This window comes from Pseudomonas sp. Je.1.5.c (assembly GCF_051129895.1).
Taxonomy (GTDB): domain Bacteria; phylum Pseudomonadota; class Gammaproteobacteria; order Pseudomonadales; family Pseudomonadaceae; genus Aquipseudomonas; species Aquipseudomonas urmiensis.
In genome coordinates this window covers 21,717-42,459 of sequence record NZ_JBCPSP010000022.1, presented here as the reverse complement: position 1 = coordinate 42,459, position 20,743 = coordinate 21,717, and the positions used below count along the sequence as shown (strand labels likewise).

Sequence of the window (20,743 nt, the reverse complement as noted above, 5' to 3'; positions counted from 1 at the left end):
ACAAACAGGAGGCACCATGCGTGCATTGAGCAAAATCCGGGAGCGCATCCAGCGCAAAGGATTGCGCAACACACTGCGAGCCGCGTTCAAGCGATTCGTCTTCTATCATTGGGAGTTGCTGTGGATGGAGCGTGACCTGGTCAGCCCCGTCCCTCCCCACCGGCTTAAAGCGTACACGCCGCTGCGGGTGGAGCGGATCACGGTGAACAATGTCCAGGCCTTTGCCAAGCATTTCGGCGATCGCGTGGAAGTCATGCGCGAGCTGGCCGCCGAGGGCCACACCGGGCTGATGTTCCTTGACGATGACAACCACACCTGTGCGTTCATCTGGGGCAGCAGCCGGCACTACCACGACCGCCACTTCTACGGGTGCTGGTTCCCGGTGCAAGCGGGCGAATTCTTCGAGTTCGGTGGCGAGCTGATCCGCAAATACTGGGGCACGCGCTTGTCCCTGGATATCCAGTTGGAAATCTGGAAAGCCATGGCCGCGCAAGGCTGCACCAAGGTGGTGGATGTGTGCGAAAGCGACAACATCCCTGCGCTGAAGCTGCATTTGCGTACCGGCTACAAGGAGCAAGGACGAATCATGAACGTGTATTGCCTGTTTGGTCGCTGGAAGTTCTTCCGCGAAACCCGCTACACCGAGTCACGCCTTGAGCCACTGCGCAAACCTGAGCGGGAAACCGTCTCGGCCACGGCGTCGTGAAGCCATGGGCTTGCGCCTGAGCTGGTGCGCCTCGCTGCGCACCCCCGACTTCCCCGCTGCCGACTACGAGGCGCTGCGCCAGCGCCTGGCCGGCAGCACCCCTTTCAACCACCTGGGCTGGCTACGTGCCGCCGAGGCCGCCCTGCAACCTGGGCAATTGCTGCAAGTGCTGCTTGGCTACAAGAACGGCCAGCTCTGCCTGTGCCTGCCGCTGGTGCGCCAGCGCGAAGCATTCGGCCCCATCTCCTTGGCGGTGGTACGCCACCTGGGCTACCCACTGAGTGACCGCATCGCCCTGTTGATCGACCTGCCGGGCAATGCGGCTGGCAAAGTCCTGCGCGCCATTCGCAACCAGCTGCCACATGCCCTGCTGCAATTGAGCGAAGTGCCCGACGGCGCGGCCGGTGACAACTGGCTGCGGCGCTGGGCCAGCCGCAGCTCGACCTTCGAACGGCGCCTGACCTGCAGCGTGCCGGTGCATCGCATCAGCGACGCCGATCGCCAGGAAGTCAGCGGCGATCCGCGCTATAAACTGCGCCGCGCGCGCAAACGCATCGCCGCCTGTGGCGCGCAAGTGCGGCGCGTCATCGCCACTCAGGACAACATCGGCCAGCTGCTCGATGCCATCAGCGCTGTCGAAGCGGCCAGCTGGAAAGGTGACGATGAAGTCGGCATCTTCTCCGGCGAGCAGCGCCGCCAGTGGATGTACCAGGCCTTTACCGCCCTGGCGGGTGAAGGCCTGGTGTGCCTGGTCCTGCTGGAGCTCGACGGCCGCTGCATCAGTTACCGCCTGGGCCTGCTCGAACGGGGCCGGGTGTACGACTACAACCTGGCCTTCGAGCCTGCCTATCGCGACCTGGGCAGTGGCCGGGTGCTGCTCGAAGAGTTTATCCACTGGGGCCTGGACGACGGCTGGCAGTGGGTCGACGCCTCCCGCGTCAGCCTGGAAAACTCCAGCCACCAGCTGCACGAACGCCAGACCGAGCAGGTCGACCAGTGGCGCCTGAGCTGCTACAGCTGGCGCCTGGACGGCATCGCCCTGGGGCTGGCGCTGCGCTGCTGGCAGTGGCTCAAGCCGCGCCTGCGCAAGCGCGCCGCCAGCCCCCAGGTCACGGCCACCCCCAATCCCCCACAGGAGAGTCCGAATGCCATCTCAGGTCATAGTCAACGCTGACGATTTCGGCCTCAGTGCCCATACCAACGCGGTGATCTTGCATGCCTTCCAGGCCGGCTTGATCAGTTCGGCGACGGCCATGGCCAACATGCCGGCGTTTGCCGCAGCCTGCGTCCTGGCCCAGCAGCCGGCGCTCAAAGGACGGATTGGCTTGCATTTCAACCTGACCTACGGCCGGCCGTTAAGCCAGGCCATCTTGGCCGAAGCGCGTTTTTGCGCGCCGCACGGCGAGTTCGAGCTCAAGCTCAAGCGCCGCACCCTGCGCCTGACGCGGCGTGAGCGGCTGGCAGTCGAGCAGGAGCTCGAAGCCCAGTGGAACCGCTGCCTGGAACATGGGGTGATGCCCAGCCACCTGGACTCGCATCAGCATGTGCACAACATCTGGCCGATCGGCGAGATCGTCGCACGCTTCGCTCGCAAACAAGGGGTGCCAGTGCGCTTGGCGCGCAACCTGGGGCAGAACATCGGCCCCTTGAAGAAAACTTTCAAGGCGCTGCTCAATCGGCGCTTGCGCCAACTCAGCGGGGCGACGGCAGACTACGTGTGCACGCCGCTGGACTTGAAAGCGGGCCTGGCGCCCAAACAGGGCGTACTGGAAATCGTCGCCCATCCCAGCGCACTGGGCGGGCATGACTTTGGTGATGCCTACCTGGCCACCGGCGAGTCGCTCAAGAGCCTGATTGACCAGCGGCTGGCGGGGCTTCCTCGGGTTGGCTACACCTGCCTGGCTGCTCAGCCTTCGGCACTCGCTGCGCAGACTTGATAGGCGTCGAGCAGCGATCTCAGCGCGCCGGCCGCCGCTGCTCATGTTGCACCAGCCATGCCTGCAACGCCTGCGCAGGCATCGGCCGGGCCATCAGGTAGCCTTGGCCCTGATTGCATCCGGCATTGCGCAGAAAATCGTACTGCTCCTGGGTTTCGATGCCTTCGGCGGTGATCCGAAAGCCCAGCGCATGGCCCAGGTCGATGATCGCGCGGGCAACGGCGACGGCATCGTCGTCGCCAGGCAGGTCCTTGATGAAGGCGCGGTCGATCTTCAGGTGATCGATCGGCAGCGAGCGCAGATAGGCCAGCGACGAGTAGCCGGTCCCGAAGTCGTCCACCGCGGTGGCCACGCCCATGGCTTGCAGCTGGGCCAGCACCGCGCAGGCCTGCTGCTGGCTTTCCATCAGCAAGCTTTCGGTGATCTCCACCTCCAGCAGTTGCGCCGGCAAGTCGTAACGTGCCAGCGCCGTAGCGAGGCTGGTGACATAGTCGCTGCGCTCGATCTGCAAGGCCGCGACGTTGATCGCCAATGGCCCAGGCAAACAGTCTGCGGCGCGCCAGCTGGCCAACTGCGCGCAGGCCAGATCCAGCACCAACTCACCTAGCGGGATGATCAAACCGGTGCGTTCGGCCAACGGGATGAACTCGGCCGGCGACACCAGCCCATGCTCGGGGTCACGCCAGCGCAACAGCGCCTCGACCCCCTCCAGCTGACCACTGAACAAATCCACCTTGGGCTGGTACCACAGCTCGAATTCGTTGTCCTGCAGGGCCCGGCGCAGGTTGCGTTCCAACTCCAGCCGCTGCTGCAGGCGCGCGGTCATCTCGGGGTGATACGGGCGCCAGGCATTGCGGCCGCTCTCCTTGGCCACGTACATGGCCGTGTCGGCATGGCGCAGCAGGCTGTCGACACTCTCGCCATGCTGCGGACACCAGGCCAAACCGATGCTGCCGGTGACCAGCGCGGCATTGCCGTTGAGGTCGAACGGCCGTTGCAGGCAACGCAAGATCGCCCGTACCTGATGACTGACCTGGCCCTGGCTACCTTGGAGCATGAACACGAACTCATCGCCGCCGAGTCGGCATACGCGGTCGGCGCTGTCGAGCTCTTGCAAAAAGCGCGCGGTGGCTTGTTGCAAAAGCAGATCGCCCATGGGGTGGCCGAGGCTGTCATTGACCTGCTTGAAGCCGTCGATATCCAGCATCAACACCGCCAGGCCATTGCCCTTGAGGATGGCAGCGGCCAACTGCTGCTGGAACAGCACGCGATTAGGCAGCCCAGTGATGGTGTCGTAGTGGGCCAGGCGCTCCAGCTGAGCCTGTGACTGGCGCAGTTCGCGGTTGCGCTGCTTGAGCAAACGGTGATTGCGATTGAGCTGGGCGACGAACACGCTGAACAGCCCGGTGCAACTCAAGGCGAACAAAAACAAGGGCGACGCGAACAAGCCCAGCACCGGCCAGCCGGCACGCGGGGCGGCGACCAGCTGCCAGCGACCACCTGGCACTTCCACCGTCTGGCTGAGCAGCGGGTCTTCGAACAGCCGTGCATCGCCCCAGATCAACCCGCCTTCGCCGCCTTGGCCATTGGCGCCACGCACGGCCACGTCGATCTCAAGCTCCGGCCCAAGCCCGGCGGCGGCCAGCAGCCGATCGATGTCGGCCACGGTCGAGACGTTGCCCCAATAGAACTTCACCCCGCGCTTGCCATTGATGAACACCGGGCGCCGATAAATCAGCGCCTGGCCGCCCTGATAGAGCTTCACCGGCCCGGCAAGCACCGGCTGCATCTGCTCGCGCGCCGATTGCAACAGCGGGAACTGCTCCGGCAGACGCCGGTAGTCCAGGCCAATGATGGCCTGGTTGTCCTTGAGCGGATAGACATCGCTGATCACATCGTCCGGCGCCAGCGACACATGGCGCATGTACGGCACCGAAGCCAACGCTTCACGCGCCATGCCATGGAAGTGCTCGGCACTGATATGGCCATCGGCGGCAATCAGTTGGGCAATGCCCTCGGTTTCGCCGAAGGCTGCGCGCAGTTGCGCCTCCAAGGCGGCCCGTACCCCAGACAAATGTGCAGCAATGGTGGCGACCTGCTCGCTCTGCTCGCGTTGCACGTCCAGCCGGCCAAGCACCAGCGACAAGCTGATGCCAATCACGGCAAAACCCACTGGCAGCAGGCGGTTGGCGCTGCGACGCAGCGAGCCCGCGGCGGCTGGCGGGTCATCAGGGGAAGGGTGGACGGTTCTCATGGGCCCGCGATCGGAGGACGATTGATCCTGTATCGGCGCAGGCTGGCCAATGTTGAGCCAGACTGGTGTTTTTCTTGCGGCGGGTGCATGCTCGGACGCTGAAGCGTTTCACCTAGCCAAACCTGTGAGGTGCAGTAACCATGGACCGTTTGCTCGATTCGCTGTTTCCGACCGCCGAAGAGATCCCCGAAGCCTGGCGCCTCGGCCCGCCACTGGAACAGCGCGATTACCTCGTCAATGGCGAACTCAGGCAATGGCACGGGCCCTTGGCTACCGTGCGCAGTCCGGTCTGGCTCAAACAGGGCGATGAAGAGCACCAGGTGATTTTGGGCAGTGCACCGTTGCTTGACGCCGACACCGCCCTCACCGCCCTGGATGCTGCGGTTCAAGCCTATGACAAAGGCCGCGGCAGCTGGCCGAACATGCGCGTGGCCGAGCGCATCCAGCACGTCGAAGCGTTCCTGGCGCGCATGCGCGAACAGCGCAGCGCGGTGGTCAAGCTGCTGATGTGGGAGATTGGCAAGAACCTCAAGGATTCGGAGAAAGAGTTCGACCGCACCTGCGACTACATCGTCGACACCATCAACGCCCTCAAGGATTTGGACCGACGCTCCAGCCGCTTTGAACTCGAACAAGGCACCCTCGGCCAGATCCGCCGTGCGCCGCTAGGCGTGGCGCTGTGCATGGGCCCTTACAACTATCCGCTGAACGAGACCTTCACCACCCTGATCCCGGCGTTGATCATGGGCAATACCGTGGTGTTCAAGCCGGCCAAGTTCGGCGTGCTGCTGATCCGGCCACTGCTCGAAGCGTTCCGCGACAGCTTCCCGGCCGGGGTGATCAACGTCATCTATGGTCGCGGCCGGGAGACCGTCAGCGCCTTGATGGCCAGCGGCAAGATCGACGTGTTCGCCTTCATCGGCACCCACAAAGCCGCCAGCGACCTGAAAAAACTCCACCCACGCCCGCACCGCCTGCGCGCAGCGCTGGGCCTGGACGCCAAGAACCCCGGGATCGTGCTGCCCCAGGTGGACCTGGACAACGCCGTCGAGGAAGCAGTGACCGGCGCCCTGTCCTTCAATGGCCAGCGCTGCACCGCGCTGAAGATCCTGTTCGTGCACGAGGATGTGGTCGCGCCGTTCCTGGAGAAATTCCAACGCAAGCTGGCTGCGCTCAAGCCCGGGATGCCCTGGGCACCGGGGGTGGCGCTGACGCCGCTGCCAGAGCAAGGCAAGGTCGACTACCTCAACGCCTTGGTGGAGGATGCCAAGGGCAAGGGCGCGCAGGTACTCAATGAGCATGAAGGCGGCGGCCACAGCCGGGGTTCGTTCTTCTATCCTGCCCTGCTCTACCCGGTTAGCGCCGATATGCGCGTGTATCACGAGGAGCAGTTTGGGCCGGTGGTGCCGGTGGTGCCCTACCGCGACCTTGAGACAGTGATCGAATATGTACTGGACTCCGACTACGGCCAGCAGTTGAGCCTGTTCGGCAATGATCCCCAGACCATCGGCACGCTGGTCGATACCTTTGCCAACCAGGTGGGGCGCATCAACATCAATGCGCAGTGCCAGCGTGGCCCGGATACCTACCCGTTCAACGGCCGCAAGAACAGCGCTGAAGGGACCTTGTCGGTACATGACGCCTTGCGGGTATTCTCGATCCGCACCTTGGTCGCGACCAAGTTCCAGGAGGCTAACAAACAATTGATCAGCGAGATCATTCGTAATCGACAATCGAGCTTCCTGACGACCGACTACATCTTCTAGCCAGACGGTTGCTTATGGGGAATTGGCATTTGCGTTAAGCGGCTAGCTGTATAAACATACAGCCTCGCTGTTTATATTGGCCTCATCGCGCGACACCGTCCGTGTAGCAGCGGGCTGGTCCCGCGAGAGGCCAGCATGACCCGCCCAATGCTCAAACCCCAAGGAGATAACAAGATGGCAGCCAAACCGATTCCCGAAGGGCAACACAGCATCACCCCCTACCTGGGCATCAAGGACGCCCACCTGGCCATCGAGTTCTACAAAAAGGCCTTCAACGCCCAAGAGATGTTTCGCCTCGACAGCCCAGACGGCCGGGTCGGCCACGCCGAGCTGAAAATCGGCGACTCGTCGCTGATGCTCGCCGAGCCCTGCGGCGAAAGCGGCGGCTTGACCGCCAGCCAATCGGTCAACGGCGTGGCTGTTGGCCTGCACCTGTATGTCGAGGACTGCGACCAGATCTACGCCCAGGCCATCGCTGCTGGCGCTACCCAGGTCAGCCCTTTGCAAGACCAGTTCTACGGCGACCGCAGTGGCACCGTGAAGGACCCGTTCGGCAACCTGTGGTTCGTCTCGACCCATAAGGAAGAACTCTCGGTTGAAGAAATTCGCGCCCGCGCCGCGAAGATGTTCGGCGCTAACTGAGCCTTGAGCACCAAGCCACAAGCTTCAAGTTGAAAGCGGCGCGGCTTTGCTTGAAGCTTGAGGCTTGTAGCTTGGAGCTGCTTCATGCGAATCATCGAAAAAAACGCCACCCTGGTGCGCAGCCTGACCCCAGCCGAGGAAGAACTGCTGGCCGGTTTTGCCAGCGCCAGCCTCAGCGGCCCCGCCGTGCTACAGGCCAACCAGATGCTGATGAAGGTGCGCAGCGCCAACCAGTGGCTGGCCTGTGATTGCCGCAAGGATGCCTTGCCGGTGCTCAACATCGCCCTCAATGGCGACACCGGTCGGCTGATCCTGCGCAACAACCCGGACACCCCCGAGCATGCCCCCGGCTGCCCGTTCACCAAGGATGAGCGCGAGGCCGACGAGCGCCGCAACGAGACCACCCCGCCACCGGCTTGGCTGGCGCCCGATACGCCGCTGCGGCTGATAGGCGATTTTCGCAAAACCGCAGAAGGCGGCGCGGCTGCAGAGCCTGGCGATCGGCGTGAGCAGCAACATCTGCTGTCGCTACTGCTGACCTGGATCGAGATCAGCGGCCTGAACGTCTATGCCACCCACCTGAAAAAAGACCTCACCGCCCAGTTCGCCGAACTGCGCAGCGTCGCCAGTCGCTACCCCTTGCTCGAACGGGTGCCGGCCAGCAACTACCTGGAAACCCGCCTGGACATGAAGCACATGATGATGCTCAAGTCCCGCCTGCGCGAAGCCACGGTATTTGCCAACCACCGCCGCCACGGCCTGTTGCTCGACTGCGTCGATCAGATCAAGGCACGCAAGCTGTTCAACGCCCGCAGCGAAGATGGCTTCGATTTCCAGGGGCATCACTTGTATTGGGGTGGCAGCCGCACCACTGGGCCACTGCTGGCCTTGGCCCTTTACTCACCGACCACGGCAGGCAGCCACTTCTATGAGTTGATCCATGTCGCCAGCGTGCCGGTATTGTCGCGCGCGCATCTGTTCCCGGTGTACCGCGATGAAGAGCGCGAACCGCTCAAGGCGCTGGTGTCGTTGATCGACTGGATGGCGAGCAAGGGGGTCAAGGTACTGATGCGCCGGCCGGTAATCGGTGGCCAGGTGATGGATGAACTGGTGCTGACCTCGGATCAGGACCGGGTGCTGTCGGTGTCACTGCTCGAACAACCCGTCGGGCCGGAGCCTGAGACCGAGCACTTCAAGCGCTATGCCGACTTCAAGAGCCTGGAGACGTTTCGCAAGTATGTGGCAGGGTTCTTCATGCGCGAGCGCTGAAGACTGTAGCGCTGCCAATCGCCGGACACGTCACTGGGACGTGTCCGGCGATTGAGCTGAACGATCAGAACGCCGCGCGGAAGATCGCCTCGATCTCAGCCTGGCTGGCCGGCCGCGGATTGGTCAGCCCACACGCATCCTTCAACGCGTTTTCAGCCAGGACCGGCACGTCCTGGACTTTGGCACCCAACTCCGCCAGCCCCGCGGGAATGCCGATCGCCGCAGCCAGATGCTCGATTGCGCTGATCGCCGCCCCCGCGCCCTGCTGCGCATCCAAGGCACACACCCGCACGCCCATGGCCTTGGCCACATCGCGCAGACGCGCCGCACTGACCTTGGCATTGAAGCGCTGCACGTGCGGTAGCAGCACCGCATTACAGACCCCATGCGGCAAGTCGTAATAGCCGCCGAGCTGATGGGCCATGGCATGGACGTAGCCGAGCGAGGCATTGTTGAACGCCATGCCGGCAAGGAACTGGGCATAGGCCATGTTCTCCCGCGCTTGCAGGTCCTTGCCGTCCGCCACCGCCTGGCGCAGGTTGTCGCTGATCAGGCTGATGGCCTTGAGCGCGCAAGCGTCGGTAATCGGGGTTGCCGCTGTCGACACATACGCCTCGATGGCATGGGTCAGGGCGTCCATGCCCGTCGCGGCCGTCAGGCCCTTGGGCATAGCGGCCATCAAGGCTGGGTCGTTGACCGAGAGAATCGGCGTGACGTTACGGTCGACAATGGCCATTTTCACGTGGCGTGCTTGATCAGTGATGATGCAGAAGCGAGTCATCTCGCTGGCCGTACCGGCAGTGGTATTGATCGCAATCAGCGGCAACTGCGGCTTGCTTGAGCGGTCGACACCCTCGTAATCGCTGATATGCCCGCCATTGGTTGCGCACAGGGCAATGCCCTTGGCGCAGTCGTGGGGTGAGCCGCCACCGAGGGACACCACACAGTCACAGCGTTCACGCTGGAGCACCGCCAGGCCCGCTTCGACATTGGCGATGCTCGGGTTGGGCTGGGCGCCGTCGAACACCACCGAATCGATGTCACGCATTGCCAGCATCTCGGCGATACGCTGGGCCACGCCAGCCTTCGCCAGCCCTTCGTCGGTGACGATCAATGCCTTGCGCAGGCCATAGCCGGCAATGGCGGTCATCGCCTCCTCCAGGCAATCGATGCCCATGATGTTGACGGCGGGGATGAAGAATGTGCTGCTCATGGGCGGTTCCTCGGCAAACTGGGTCTGGCTTGAGGATCGACCTGAATGGCGCGGAGGGTGTTGATCCAGGGCAATGTGTTGTGAGTGACGCGCCCATCGCCGACTTGCTCTGCGATGGGCGCGGTACTTCTAGCCCAAAAACAGCTGATACGCCGGGTTATCCGTCTCATCCCAATAGCGATAGCCCATTTCATCCAACGCCACCGGCAGGCCCGCCAGTTCATCCCCAGGCACTTCCAGCGCGGCAAACACCCGGGCCTCGGCCGCACCATGGTTGCGGTAATGGAACAGGCTGATGTTCCAACGCTTGCCCAAGCGCTCCAAAAAGCCCAACAACGCCCCCGGCCGCTCCGGGAACTCAAAGCGCAACACCCGCTCATCCGCCCCAGGCGCGGCATGCCCACCGACGGTATGACGCACATGCAGCTTGGCCAATTCGTTGTCGGTCAGGTCGAGCACGCTGTAGCCCTGCTCACGCAGGCTGGCCAGCAGCTGTTCACGCGGGTCGTTCAGCGGATGCGTTTGCACCCCGACGAACAGCCGCGCTTCTTTTCCTGGGTAATAGCGGTAGTTGAACTCGGTGATCTGGCGCTTGCCCAGGGCCTGGCAGAATGCGCGGAAACTGCCTGGCTGCTCCGGGATGGTCACGGCGATGATCGCCTCGCGCTGCTCACCCAGCTCGGCCCGCTCGGCGACATGACGCAGGCGGTCAAAATTGACGTTGGCGCCCGAGTCGATCGCCACCAGGGTCTGCCCCTGCACGCCGTCACGGGCCACGTACTTCTTGATCCCGGCCACCGCCAACGCGCCAGAGGGCTCGGTGATAGAGCGGGTGTCGTCGTAGATGTCCTTGATCGCCGCGCAGAGCTCATCGCTGCTGACGGTGATCACTTCATCGACGAAATGTCGGCACAATTCGAAGCAATGGGCGCCGATCTGCGCCACCGCAACGCCATCGGCGAACGTGCCGACCTGCGCCAGGATCACCCGCTCACCGGCAGCAATGGCCGCTTGCAGGCAGTTGGAGTCCTGCGGCTCGACGCCGATCACCTTGACCTCGGGCCGCAGGTATTTGACGTAGGCGGCAATCCCGGCGATCAGGCCGCCGCCACCCACCGGCACGAAGATCGCATCCAGCGCCCCAGGCTGCTGGCGAAGAATCTCCATGGCCACGGTGCCTTGGCCTGCGATCACGTCTGGATCGTCGAACGGCGGCACGAACGTCGCGCCGTGCTCGTCGGCCAGGCGCAGGGCGTGGGCCAGCGCATGGGGAAAGCTCTCGCCATGCAGCACCACATTGCCACCGCGCGAGCGCACGCCTTCGATCTTCAGCGTCGGCGTGGTGGTGGGCATGACGATGGTCGCACGCATCCCCAGGTGCGCCGCAGCCAGGGCGACCCCCTGGGCGTGGTTGCCCGCCGAGGCGGTGATCACCCCGCGCTCGCGCTGGGCAGTGGTCAGCCGTGATAGCCGGGTGTAGGCACCGCGGATCTTGAACGAGAAGGTTGGCTGCAGGTCTTCACGCTTGAGCAGCACCTGGTTAGCCAAGCTTGCCGACAAGGCGGGGGCGACTTGCAGTGGGGTCTCGATGGCCAGGTCGTACACGGGGGCGGCAAGAATCCGCCGCACCTGCTCCGAAAGCAATTGTTGCGGCGTGGTGGCGGTACGCGGGCTGACACTGAGGCTGGTCATCGATGACTCCTGGTTTTTTTAATTTGCCCAGGAGTCAGAGAGAAAAAACCCGCCTCCAGGGCGGGTTCGGTGCACGTACGCGCTAGCCCGCCAATCCGATAATGGCGGTAATAATAATGCTCAGGGCGCGACGTTGCGGGAAGGTATTCATGGGCGCTGACGTTAGCCTGCCTGGGTACGGCAAGTCAACATTTGACGTGCTGGGCCGAGAGCGGCACATCGAACACCTTGTCAAAGCCCCATTGGAACACGAAGGCATAGACGAAGAAGAACACGAACAAGGCCAGGTTGGTCAGCAATGCCTGCCACAGGCTGATGTCGAGCCAGAACGCCACCAGCGGCAGCAGGATCAACACCAGCCCACCCTCGAAGCCCAACGCATGCAGCACCCGGCGCAACAGGGTACGGGTACGCTGCTGCTGACGCGCCTCCCAGCGCTCGAAGGCCCAGTTGTAGCCCATGTTCCAACTCATGGCGATGCCCGACATCAGCACCGACAGCACCGTCGAATGGGCCATGCCTGCGTCGAACATCAACGACAGCGCCGGCGCTACGCAGGCCACGGCGATGACTTCATAGCAGATGGCCTGGACGATCTTGCGGGCCTTGCCTTGCATGGGGGCCTCCTGATGAGAAATGGACAGAAACGGTACGCCGCTCTGGGCGGATCTTCAACCTTTGCAGCATCCGCTGGCCGCTGCGCACGCAATTGGACAACCCCTGGTTCGCCTGCTTGTATCTAACTCCTACAAGCGCGACGCATTCGTACAACTTCGGACACGGAATCGGACGAGGAGCGAGACGATGCCCCATACCGTCATGATGGTTTTCGGTACCCGCCCAGAAGCGATCAAAATGGCTCCGCTAGCGCGCGTGCTGCGCGAATGGCCCGAGCTCGACCTGCATATCTGCTCCACCGGCCAGCACCGGGAAATGCTCGAACAAGTGCTGACTGCCTTCGGCCTGTCGGTCGATCAGGACCTGCAGGTGATGACCAAGAACCAGACCCTCAATGGCCTGGCCCGCGACCTGCTGGACAAGATCGACCAGGCCTACGCACAGGTAAACCCGGACATCGTGCTGGTCCACGGCGATACCACCACCAGTTTCATCGCCGCCCTCGCCGCCTTTCACCGGCGCATCCCCATCGGCCATGTCGAAGCCGGGCTGCGCACCGGTAACCTGCAGCAACCCTGGCCGGAAGAGGCCAACCGGCGCCTGACCGGGGTGCTCGCCGATCTGCATTTCACCCCTACCACCAAGTCCCGCGACAACCTGTTGGGCGAACATGTGCCCGCCGAACACATCGAAGTGACCGGCAATACCGTGATCGACGCGCTGCTGTGGATGCGCGCGCATCTGAACACCAGCGGCTGGCATCCGGCAGCCGATTCGCCGCTGGCAGTGCTGGGCGCTGATCAGCGTATGGTGCTGATCACCGGCCATCGTCGGGAAAACTTCGGCGCCGGTTTCGAGCGCATCTGCCTGGCGCTGGCCGAGTTGGCCTTGCGCTACCCAGACGTGCAGTTCGTCTACCCGGTGCACCTCAACCCCCAGGTGCAAAAAGCTGTCTACGGCGTGCTCTCGGGCCGCGACAACATCCATTTGGTCGCCCCCCAGGATTATCAGCACTTCGTCTGGCTGATGGACCGCGCCCAGGTGATCCTCACCGACTCTGGCGGGGTCCAGGAAGAAGCGCCGGCGCTGGGCAAGCCGGTGTTGGTCCTGCGCAAGGTCACTGAACGTCCGTCAGTGCTCGAAGGCGGTACGGTCAAGCTGGTCGGCACCCTCACCGAACGCATCGTCAGGGAAACCAGCCAACTGCTCGATGACCCCGAGGCGTATCGGCAAATGGCTCGGGTGTACACCCCGTTCGGCGACGGCCATGCCAGCGAGCGCATTGCCGAACGCCTGCAACGCTGGTTCGAGGAGCGCGAAAACGGACGAGACGACGCATGAGCCTGGCCTTTATCGATTTTCTGACCTATGTACTGTTCGGCCTGAAGATTCTCGCCATCATCCTCGCCAGCCTGATGTTCCTGCTCGGCCTGGATGACCTGTTCATCGACCTGTGCTACTGGGGCCGCAAGCTGGTGCGGCGCTTCCGGATCTATGACAAATACGAACCGGCCGATGAGAAACGCCTGTTCGAAGTGCCGGAAAAACCCCTGGCGATCATGGTGCCAGCCTGGAACGAGGTGGGCGTGGTCGGCGAGATGGCGCGCCTGGCCGCTTCGACCATCGACTACGAGAACTACCAGATCTTCGTCGGCACCTACCCCAACGATCCGCAGACCCAAGCCGATGTCGATGCGGTGTGCCTGCACTACCCCAACGTGCACAAAGTGGTCTGCGCCCGGCCAGGCCCGACCAGCAAGGCCGACTGCCTGAACAACATCATCGACGCCATCCTGCGGTTCCAGCAGGACGCACGCATCGAGTTCGCCGGGTTCATCCTGCATGACGCCGAAGACGTCATCTCGCCAATGGAACTGCGCCTGTTCAACTACCTGCTGCCCAACAAAGACATGATCCAGATCCCGGTGTATCCCTACGCGCCAGAATGGAAAGGCTTCACCGCTGGGCACTACGTGGATGAGTTCGCCGAAAACCACGGCAAGGATGTCATCGTCCGCGAAGCGTTGACCGGGCAAGTGCCCAGTGCCGGGGTCGGCACCTGCTTCAGCCGGCGGGCGATCAGCGCGCTGCTCGAGGACGGTGACGGCATCGCGTTCGATGTGCAGAGTCTGACCGAGGACTACGACATCGGTTTTCGCCTGAAACAAAAAGGCATGAAGTGCATCTTCGCCCGTTATTCCATCACCGACCCGGCGCTGACGCTCAAGCAGGACTGGCGGTTCGGCATGAGCCGGGCCTTCTCCCAGGTGATCTGCGTGCGCGAACACTTCCCGCGCGACTGGCAGCACGCCATTCGGCAAAAGTCGCGCTGGATCGTCGGCATCGTGTTCCAAGGCACCAGCAACCTGGGCTGGAGCCGCAAGGGCGCGCTCAATTACTTCCTTTGGCGTGACCGGCGCGGGCTGTTCGCCTACCTGCTGAGCTTTTTGGTCAACCTGTTGTTCCTGGTCCTGTTGGCGATGTGGCTGGTGACGGTGATCGCCCCTGAATCGTGGCGCTTCATGTCGATCCTGGGTGACAGTTGGCTGCTCTCCACCCTGCTCTGGCTCAACGGCTTGTTGCTGATCAATCGGCTGTTCCAGCGTGGTTGGTTCGTCACTCGCTACTACGGTATTGGCGAAGGGCTGCTGTCGGCGCCGCGGATGATGTGGAGCAACTTCGTCAATTTCTTCGCCAACCTGCGTGCCCTGCGCCAAGTGATGGAAATGGGTGATTCACGGCGGGTGGCCTGGGACAAGACCACCCACGAATTCCCGGCCCTCGCCTCACCAGCTCGCACGCCCCTGGGCCATCGTCTGGTTGAAAAAGGCTACATCAGCGAAGCGCAACTTGAGCAAGCCATCACCAGCCCAGTACGCCGCCGGTTGGGACGCGAACTGCTGTTGCGTGGATGGCTGACCAGCGAGCAACTGGTCGAAACCCTGGCTGAACAGCTGGAGCTGCCCTGGGCACCACTCAATCCGTTCAAGATCCCCCCAGCGCTGATCGGCAAACTCCCGCGCCGCCTGGCCGTTCACTATGGCGTGCTGCCTGTGGCGGAAGATGGCGACACGCTGGTGCTGGCCAGTGAAAGCCCGGTCAGCCAGGTGTCGCTGGGGGTCATCAGCCGCCAACTCAAGCGCCCGGTGCGCAGCCGCTTGGCGCCCCAGGGGCGGGTGACGCTGGGCCTGCGTTATCACTATCCCAGCCCCTGGCAAAAACCCGAGACCCAACAGATGCTGGCCGTGCTGGAACGTCATCAGGATGACGCCGAGCTGATCGAGAAGGTCAGCACCCACCAGGTCATGCTCGGTGCACTCCTGCAAGTGCGCGGTATGGTCCCGGCGACCTTGTTCAATCAGGCGCTGATCGATTTCGACCCCGACACCATGAGCCTGGGCGAGCACCTGATCGCCCGCGGCATCATCACCGAGCAGGTGCTGCAACAAGCCCTCGCCGAACAAGCCAGCGAACAGCAGGCTGCCTATGACCTGACGCGGGAGGTGGCATGAAGCCCGGTATTTCCCTGACGTTGACTACCTTGTTGCTGTGTTCCACCGCCCTGCCGGCGTTGGCAGCCCCGATGACTGACTTCCAGCGTTTCACCAGCTATCCCTTCATGGAGCGTGGCTATCGCGAGGCGCAGAAAGACAACTGGGCCGAGGTCGAGCGGCTGACTCGCCATGTGCTCGACCGGGTACCGAACAACGATGAGGCACGTGCCTTGCTGATGTCGGCACTGGCCCACCAGCGCCGCTATAAAGAAGCCCAGGCAATGGCCGAGCAGTTGCAGAACAGCCCCGAGCACGCCGACGCCCTGCTCGAACTGCGCTTGACCTGGATCGAGCAAGACCCGCCACCGGCCAGCCAGGTCGAGGGCTGGATCGCCAGCAGCGAAGGCAACACCCGTGTGCGCCTGTGGCAGGCCTACAGCATGAGCCTGGCCAAGTTCGGAGGCGCCGGGCGAGCCTTGGCGTGGCTCAACCAACTGCCAGCGCATGGCGACGGCATGGTCTTGCGCCTGACACGGGCCAACTTCGCCGAACAGTTGCGCAATTGGGGCGAGACCATCGAGCAACTGCAACCCTTGGCCGACAAGGGCCAGCTGTCAGCCGAGAACTGGCAGCGACTGGCCAACGCCTACGTGCAGCAAGTCGACGAAAACGGCCTGAACAAACTCCTGGCCAGCGCGCCATCGGCCGAGGTGGCCAACCAGACGCGCCTGGCCATGGCCAACCGGGCAATCGCCGTGGGCCATAATCAGCAGGCCGAGCGCTGGCTGCAAAGCCTGCCCAGTGAGCAGCTACAACACCCCGAGCAACGCCAGCAACTGTGGGAACTGGCGCGCCAGGGCGATAACGCGGCGCAGGTCCAGCAGCTGAGCAACCAGCTCGGCAAACCGTGCCTGGAAACGGTCGACTGGCTGTCGCGACACGATCCTGCGCTGGCCCGCGAGCAGCTCAAGGGTTGTACCCGCGACGACAACCCACGCGCCCATGCCGTGCTCAAGCAACGCCTGTATGGCGACCCGCCGCAACCACCGCAGCCGCGCACGGCCGCGCAGTGGGAGCAGCGTTACCGGCAAAGCGGCGACCTGGCGGCGCTCGAACAAGCCAGTTTCCTGCTAGTCGAGCAAGGCCAGGCCGAGCGCGCACGACACCTGCTCGTGCAGGCCTACGACCGTCGCCAGGGCCGCTTGACGCCGTCCCTGCTGCGGCGCCTGGGCAACCTTTACGCACGCAATGATGGCCCGCTGGACAGCCGCCGCATGCTGGCGCTGGTCCCCCGGGTCGACGCCGCCACCCGGGCGCAACTGCTCGCGCGCCTGGCCGAAGCCGGACAGTGCGATGCGGTGCGCGGGGTAATCCCGGGTAAACCAACCGAACCCGGCCAATACCGTGCCCTGGGCCGCTGCGCCATGCCCGAGCATCCCGGCGAAGCGGTGGTTTATTACCAGGCCGCAGAAGGCCTGGGCGACACTGCCAGCCGTCTGCCGCTGGCCTATGCGCTGCAGGCAGCGGGTGACTTCGAAGCAGCCCTGCCAATCTGGCGCAGCCTGCCCGCCGAAGCCTGGACCGACAACGCCCGCCTGACCGCCGCACAAGGCGCCTTGAATGCAGGCGACGCCCAAGCCGCCCAGCGCTATTGGCAGGCGGCAGCGCACAACAGCGCCGATGATTGGGCCTTGGGCGCCGCCATCGCCCAGCGCCAGGGCGATTTCAACACGGCGCTCAACCGCCAACGCCAGGCGCTGGCGCGCAACCCACGAGCCGATCATTACTACGCCGCCGCGGGCACCGCCCAAGCGGCCGGTGACAGTGCGCAAAGCACCGCCTGGCTGGCCGAAACGGTGCGCCTGGCGCCAGACCAGCCGCGCTACCGCGCCGACTACGGCATGCGTTTGGCAAGCTCGGCGGACCCGCAACAGCGCCGCGCAGCGATCCCCTACCTTGAGCGTTCGACCCGCGATTTTCCCGAGGACTACCGCCTCGGCGAAACCCTGGCGCTGCGCTATGACGAAGTCGAAGACAGTGCCTCGGCCCGCCGCGAACTGCGCCGCGTCATCGATGTGGAGCAGCATGTGGTCGACGGCGACGACGAATACGGCAGCCTGGAAGCGCGCAAATACCGCCAGCGTCGTGCCCACGAAACCCTGTCGCGGCGCGACAGCATCACCCTGGCCAGCACCTGGTCGCCCGCCGGTACCTCGACCAACGACAACTTCGACACCGGCCGTAGCGAGCGCCGGGCGCGCTCGCAGAACGTGCAGCTGGCGATGTGGGACCATGCCCTGGGCGAACAGCCCAGCCGCAATGGCAGTACCCTGTCGGTGTATGGCCGGGTGCTGTTTGGCGGTCCGGGGCGCTCCGACTACGCGCAAAGCATGGGCACTGGCGTAGGCCTGCGCTGGAAACCGTTCGGCCAGGCCAACCTAAACCTCTACGCCGAGCTTTATCACCAGCGCCAGATCGACGACCAGCACTACAACGGCTTGAGCCTTGGCCAGTTGCTCAGCCCGAGCAAGGTCGGCGATAACTGGGGCGATCTGCGCGGGCACGCCGAGTCGAGCAACGACTTGCTGCTGCGCGCCACCGCCTCGGTGCTCGACCAGGGCGATTGGCGTAACGACTGGCGCATCGATGAAGATCAATGGAACGAGCGCTTCCTCTACCTCGACGCTGCCTGGTGGACTCGCGCCGGCGACCACGCCTGGCTGTCGCGCTATCAGCAAGGCCACGCCTGGAAACTGCCGGTCGACTCGCCGCAGACGATCATGCCCTATGGCTTTGTCGAGTTCGCCAGCCAAGACCCCAGCAACGACTGGCGCCAGGATCTGCGCAGCGGCGTCGGCCTGCGCTGGCAATGGTGGTTCGATGATGATCGCTACAACGCCTACCGCGGCTCGTTGAAAGTGCGCGCCGAGTACCAGCAGGCACTGGGCGGCAACCTCTATGAGCGGGCCAACGGCGTGCTCCTGGGTGTGGAGATGACCTTCTGATGCGCAAGCTCCTGGCAATTGGCATGCTGCTGTTGTGCCTACCGGCGCTGGCCGACCAGCGCCTGTTCTATCAACCGCTGAACCGCGATGCAGCGCTCACCCCGGCCCAGTGGCAACAGCTGTGGCGCGCCACCGTGGCCCAGGGCGGCAAGACCTTGATCGTGCAGTGGAGTGCCTATGGCGACAGCGATTTCGGTGGCGCTCAGGGCTGGTTGGCCAACAGCCTGCGCGAAGCCCACGCGCAAGGCCTGGAACTGGTGCTGGGGCTGTACATGGACCCTGGCTACTACCAACGCATCGAGCAATTGGACGCCCAGGGGCTGTCGGACTACTGGAAAGCGCAACTGGGCCGTTCCCTGACCCAGTTGCAACAGGTCCAGACCAAATGGGACGTGCAGCTGGCGGGCTGGTACCTGCCCATGGAGCTGGACGACCTGCACTTCGCTGATGCTGCCCGCCGCGAGGCGCTGCACAGCCAGTTGCAAGCATTCAACCGGCAACTGGACAAGCCGCTGCATATCAGCGCGTTCAGCGCCGGCAAGCTGTCGCCGCGGGTCACTGGTGTGTGGCTGGAACAGCTGAGCGGCATGGGCTTGACTGTCTGGTGGCAGGATGGCGCAGGTACTGGGCGCTTGCCGGCGCTGGTGCGCCAGGGCTATGAACAGGCGCTGCCCTGCCGGGTCGGCATTGTCCGGGAGGCGTTTCGCCAGACCAGCGCACCGGGGCAGCCGTTTCGCGCCGAGCCTGCGCCGCCAGCGCTGAGCGGTGGATGCCACGCCCAAGCCGTGTTCGCCTTGCGTTATCGGCCTTGGGCGCAGGGTTTATTGCCGGTCAATTGAGTGGGTTTCACCGGCCTCATCGCGGGGCAAGCCCGCGCCAATGAGTTGCGCTACACGTGGGAGCGGGCTTGCCCCGCGATGAGGCCAGTTCAGCCAGCAAGGAGTCCCCGACTAAACCATGTTCAAAACCATCGAAGAGCACGTGCGCAAGCAGGTCGCCCCCGCCGCCCTGCGCGCGGAATTTCGCCAGCACGAATTCGAGCTGATGCGTCCGTTCTGCCAGTTGATCTTCTGCTGCAGCATTGGCATCTGGCTGATCTTCGACCTGATCGTCAGTTACCTGGGCAATCAAGGCTTCACCTGGCTGTCTGGCCTGTTCATGGGTTTACTGGGCTGTATCACCGTGGTCCTGGGTTTCACCCGCAAAAGCCACCACTTCGATGTGCTCAACTTGCTGTTCATCGCCGTGATCACCCTAGGCATGCGCCTGGTGATCGAGGGCATCCCTATCGCCCTGCGTCCGGTATGGCTGGTGCTCGGCGTGTCGACGGTGCTCTACAGCGTTTCGGTGCTGCCAGTACGGCGTTGGTCGTTCTTCTGCGCCATGGCCATCTGCTGGGCGATGCTCAACCCCTTCTACGGCACCAATATCGACCTGGATGACCTGGAAGCCGCCATGCTGCTCAGTTATGCGGTGTTCCTCAGCGGCCTGGTGATCTACAGCTACCTGCGCATCCGCCAGGCCAAGCTACACAACTTCTACATGTCCAAGGTGCTGTTGGAGCAAGCTTATGTCGATGTGCTCACTGAAATACCCAACCGCCGCTCGTTCATGGCCAAGGCCGAACGCCAGTTGCAGCAAGCGCCGCCGGGGCAATTCCTGGCGATGATCGACATCGACAACTTCAAGAAGGTCAACGACCAATTTGGCCATGATAGTGGCGATGAAGTGCTCAAGCGTGTGGCTGGGCATATAAAGGCATCGATGGCAGGTTTCGAGTTCGCAAGGCTCGGCGGCGAGGAATTCGCGATCTTCTTCCAGGGCCTGGATCAGCAAGCTGCCGAGCGTCAGGTCGCAGCCTTGTGCAAGCGCGTGCGCGAAGACCTGGGGGCGCATCCAGTGACGATCAGCATCGGCCTGGCCCAGGTCAACGGCGGCGATAGCCTGAGCCTGGCGCTGGTACGTGCCGACCAGGCGTTGTATGAGGCCAAGCATACGGGCAAGGATCGGTTCGTGTTGTGGACTGCCCAGTTGGGGGGCGCCTGACACAGGTCCAGTACCTGCCGCTGCGTGGTCACCCCACGCCCGCAGCCCCTACACAAAACCTGTAGGAGCGGGCTTGCCTGCGAAGAGGCCGGAACAAACAC

15 protein-coding genes are annotated in these 20,743 nt (G+C 63.6%); 11 read left to right on the top strand and 4 right to left on the bottom strand.

All coding sequences use genetic code 11. The features are described 5' to 3' along the window. Positions 1 to 16 precede the first annotated feature (16 nt). The 3 genes from AAZU54_RS16565 to AAZU54_RS16555 are packed head-to-tail and all read left to right on the top strand — an operon-like array spanning position 17 to position 2,643. Positions 17 to 706 carry an N-acetyltransferase gene (locus AAZU54_RS16565; protein ID WP_186554568.1) on the top strand — a complete coding sequence of 230 codons (690 nt, stop codon included), beginning with the start codon at positions 17 to 19 and terminating at the stop codon, positions 704 to 706. A gap of 4 nt (positions 707 to 710) precedes the next feature. Further along, positions 711 to 1,880, top strand: coding sequence for a GNAT family N-acetyltransferase (locus AAZU54_RS16560; protein WP_405129080.1), 1,170 nt, complete (start codon positions 711 to 713; stop codon positions 1,878 to 1,880). Beyond that, complete coding sequence (locus AAZU54_RS16555; protein WP_186554570.1) at positions 1,852 to 2,643, top strand: ChbG/HpnK family deacetylase; 792 nt, start codon at positions 1,852 to 1,854, stop codon at positions 2,641 to 2,643. Before AAZU54_RS16560 ends, AAZU54_RS16555 begins: the two co-directional genes overlap by 29 nt. A 19-nt stretch (positions 2,644 to 2,662) precedes the next feature. On the opposite strand, the gene AAZU54_RS16550 is transcribed toward AAZU54_RS16555, so the two are convergent. Further along, positions 2,663 to 4,897 (bottom strand): putative bifunctional diguanylate cyclase/phosphodiesterase, encoded by a 2,235-nt coding sequence (locus tag AAZU54_RS16550; RefSeq protein ID WP_186554571.1) that lies wholly within the window; start codon positions 4,895 to 4,897, stop codon positions 2,663 to 2,665. Between the two features lie 140 nt (positions 4,898 to 5,037). Between AAZU54_RS16550 and AAZU54_RS16545 the strand changes: the two genes are divergently transcribed. The 3 genes from AAZU54_RS16545 (at position 5,038) to AAZU54_RS16535 (ending at position 8,574) form a co-directional block, all read left to right on the top strand. After that, positions 5,038 to 6,663, top strand: a complete 1,626-nt coding sequence (locus tag AAZU54_RS16545; RefSeq protein WP_186554572.1) for an NADP-dependent glyceraldehyde-3-phosphate dehydrogenase — start codon at positions 5,038 to 5,040, stop codon at positions 6,661 to 6,663. Between the two features lie 174 nt (positions 6,664 to 6,837). Then, complete coding sequence (locus AAZU54_RS16540) at positions 6,838 to 7,305, top strand: VOC family protein (protein ID WP_434727410.1); 468 nt, start codon at positions 6,838 to 6,840, stop codon at positions 7,303 to 7,305. 84 nt (positions 7,306 to 7,389) lie between these two features. After that, entirely contained in the window at positions 7,390 to 8,574 is a 1,185-nt protein-coding gene (locus AAZU54_RS16535; RefSeq protein WP_428630216.1) for a hypothetical protein, read from the top strand. 64 nt (positions 8,575 to 8,638) lie between these two features. Here AAZU54_RS16535 and yiaY read toward each other — a convergent pair whose 3' ends face one another. From yiaY to AAZU54_RS16520, 3 genes are all read right to left on the bottom strand, one after another. Further along, positions 8,639 to 9,787, bottom strand: coding sequence for an L-threonine dehydrogenase (yiaY, locus tag AAZU54_RS16530; protein WP_312153358.1), 1,149 nt, complete (start codon positions 9,785 to 9,787; stop codon positions 8,639 to 8,641). Positions 9,788 to 9,916: 129 nt separating this feature from the next. Beyond that, positions 9,917 to 11,479, bottom strand: coding sequence for a threonine ammonia-lyase, biosynthetic (gene ilvA, locus AAZU54_RS16525; RefSeq protein WP_392466801.1), 1,563 nt, complete (start codon positions 11,477 to 11,479; stop codon positions 9,917 to 9,919). Between the two features lie 185 nt (positions 11,480 to 11,664). Further along, entirely contained in the window at positions 11,665 to 12,096 is a 432-nt protein-coding gene (locus AAZU54_RS16520) for a PACE efflux transporter (RefSeq protein WP_186554577.1), read from the bottom strand. A gap of 187 nt (positions 12,097 to 12,283) precedes the next feature. Here AAZU54_RS16520 and wecB point away from each other — a divergent pair, with 187 nt between their 5' ends. From wecB to AAZU54_RS16495, 5 genes are all read left to right on the top strand, one after another. Continuing rightward, positions 12,284 to 13,438 (top strand): non-hydrolyzing UDP-N-acetylglucosamine 2-epimerase, encoded by a 1,155-nt coding sequence (wecB, locus tag AAZU54_RS16515; protein WP_186554578.1) that lies wholly within the window; start codon positions 12,284 to 12,286, stop codon positions 13,436 to 13,438. After that, positions 13,435 to 15,609 (top strand): cyclic di-3',5'-guanylate-activated glycosyltransferase NrfB, encoded by a 2,175-nt coding sequence (nrfB, locus tag AAZU54_RS16510; RefSeq protein ID WP_312154158.1) that lies wholly within the window; start codon positions 13,435 to 13,437, stop codon positions 15,607 to 15,609. Before wecB ends, nrfB begins: the two co-directional genes overlap by 4 nt. Beyond that, positions 15,606 to 18,596 carry a phage receptor gene (locus tag AAZU54_RS16505; protein WP_434727409.1) on the top strand — a complete coding sequence of 997 codons (2,991 nt, stop codon included), beginning with the start codon at positions 15,606 to 15,608 and terminating at the stop codon, positions 18,594 to 18,596. The genes nrfB and AAZU54_RS16505 overlap by 4 nt, the downstream gene beginning before the upstream one ends. Then, entirely contained in the window at positions 18,596 to 19,435 is an 840-nt protein-coding gene (locus tag AAZU54_RS16500; protein WP_186554580.1) for a DUF4434 family protein, read from the top strand. The genes AAZU54_RS16505 and AAZU54_RS16500 overlap by 1 nt, the downstream gene beginning before the upstream one ends. A gap of 118 nt (positions 19,436 to 19,553) precedes the next feature. Continuing rightward, the gene (locus AAZU54_RS16495) at positions 19,554 to 20,642 is read left to right on the top strand and encodes a GGDEF domain-containing protein (RefSeq protein ID WP_405129074.1); all 1,089 of its coding nucleotides are present in this window, start codon (positions 19,554 to 19,556) and stop codon (positions 20,640 to 20,642) included. Positions 20,643 to 20,743 lie beyond the last annotated feature (101 nt).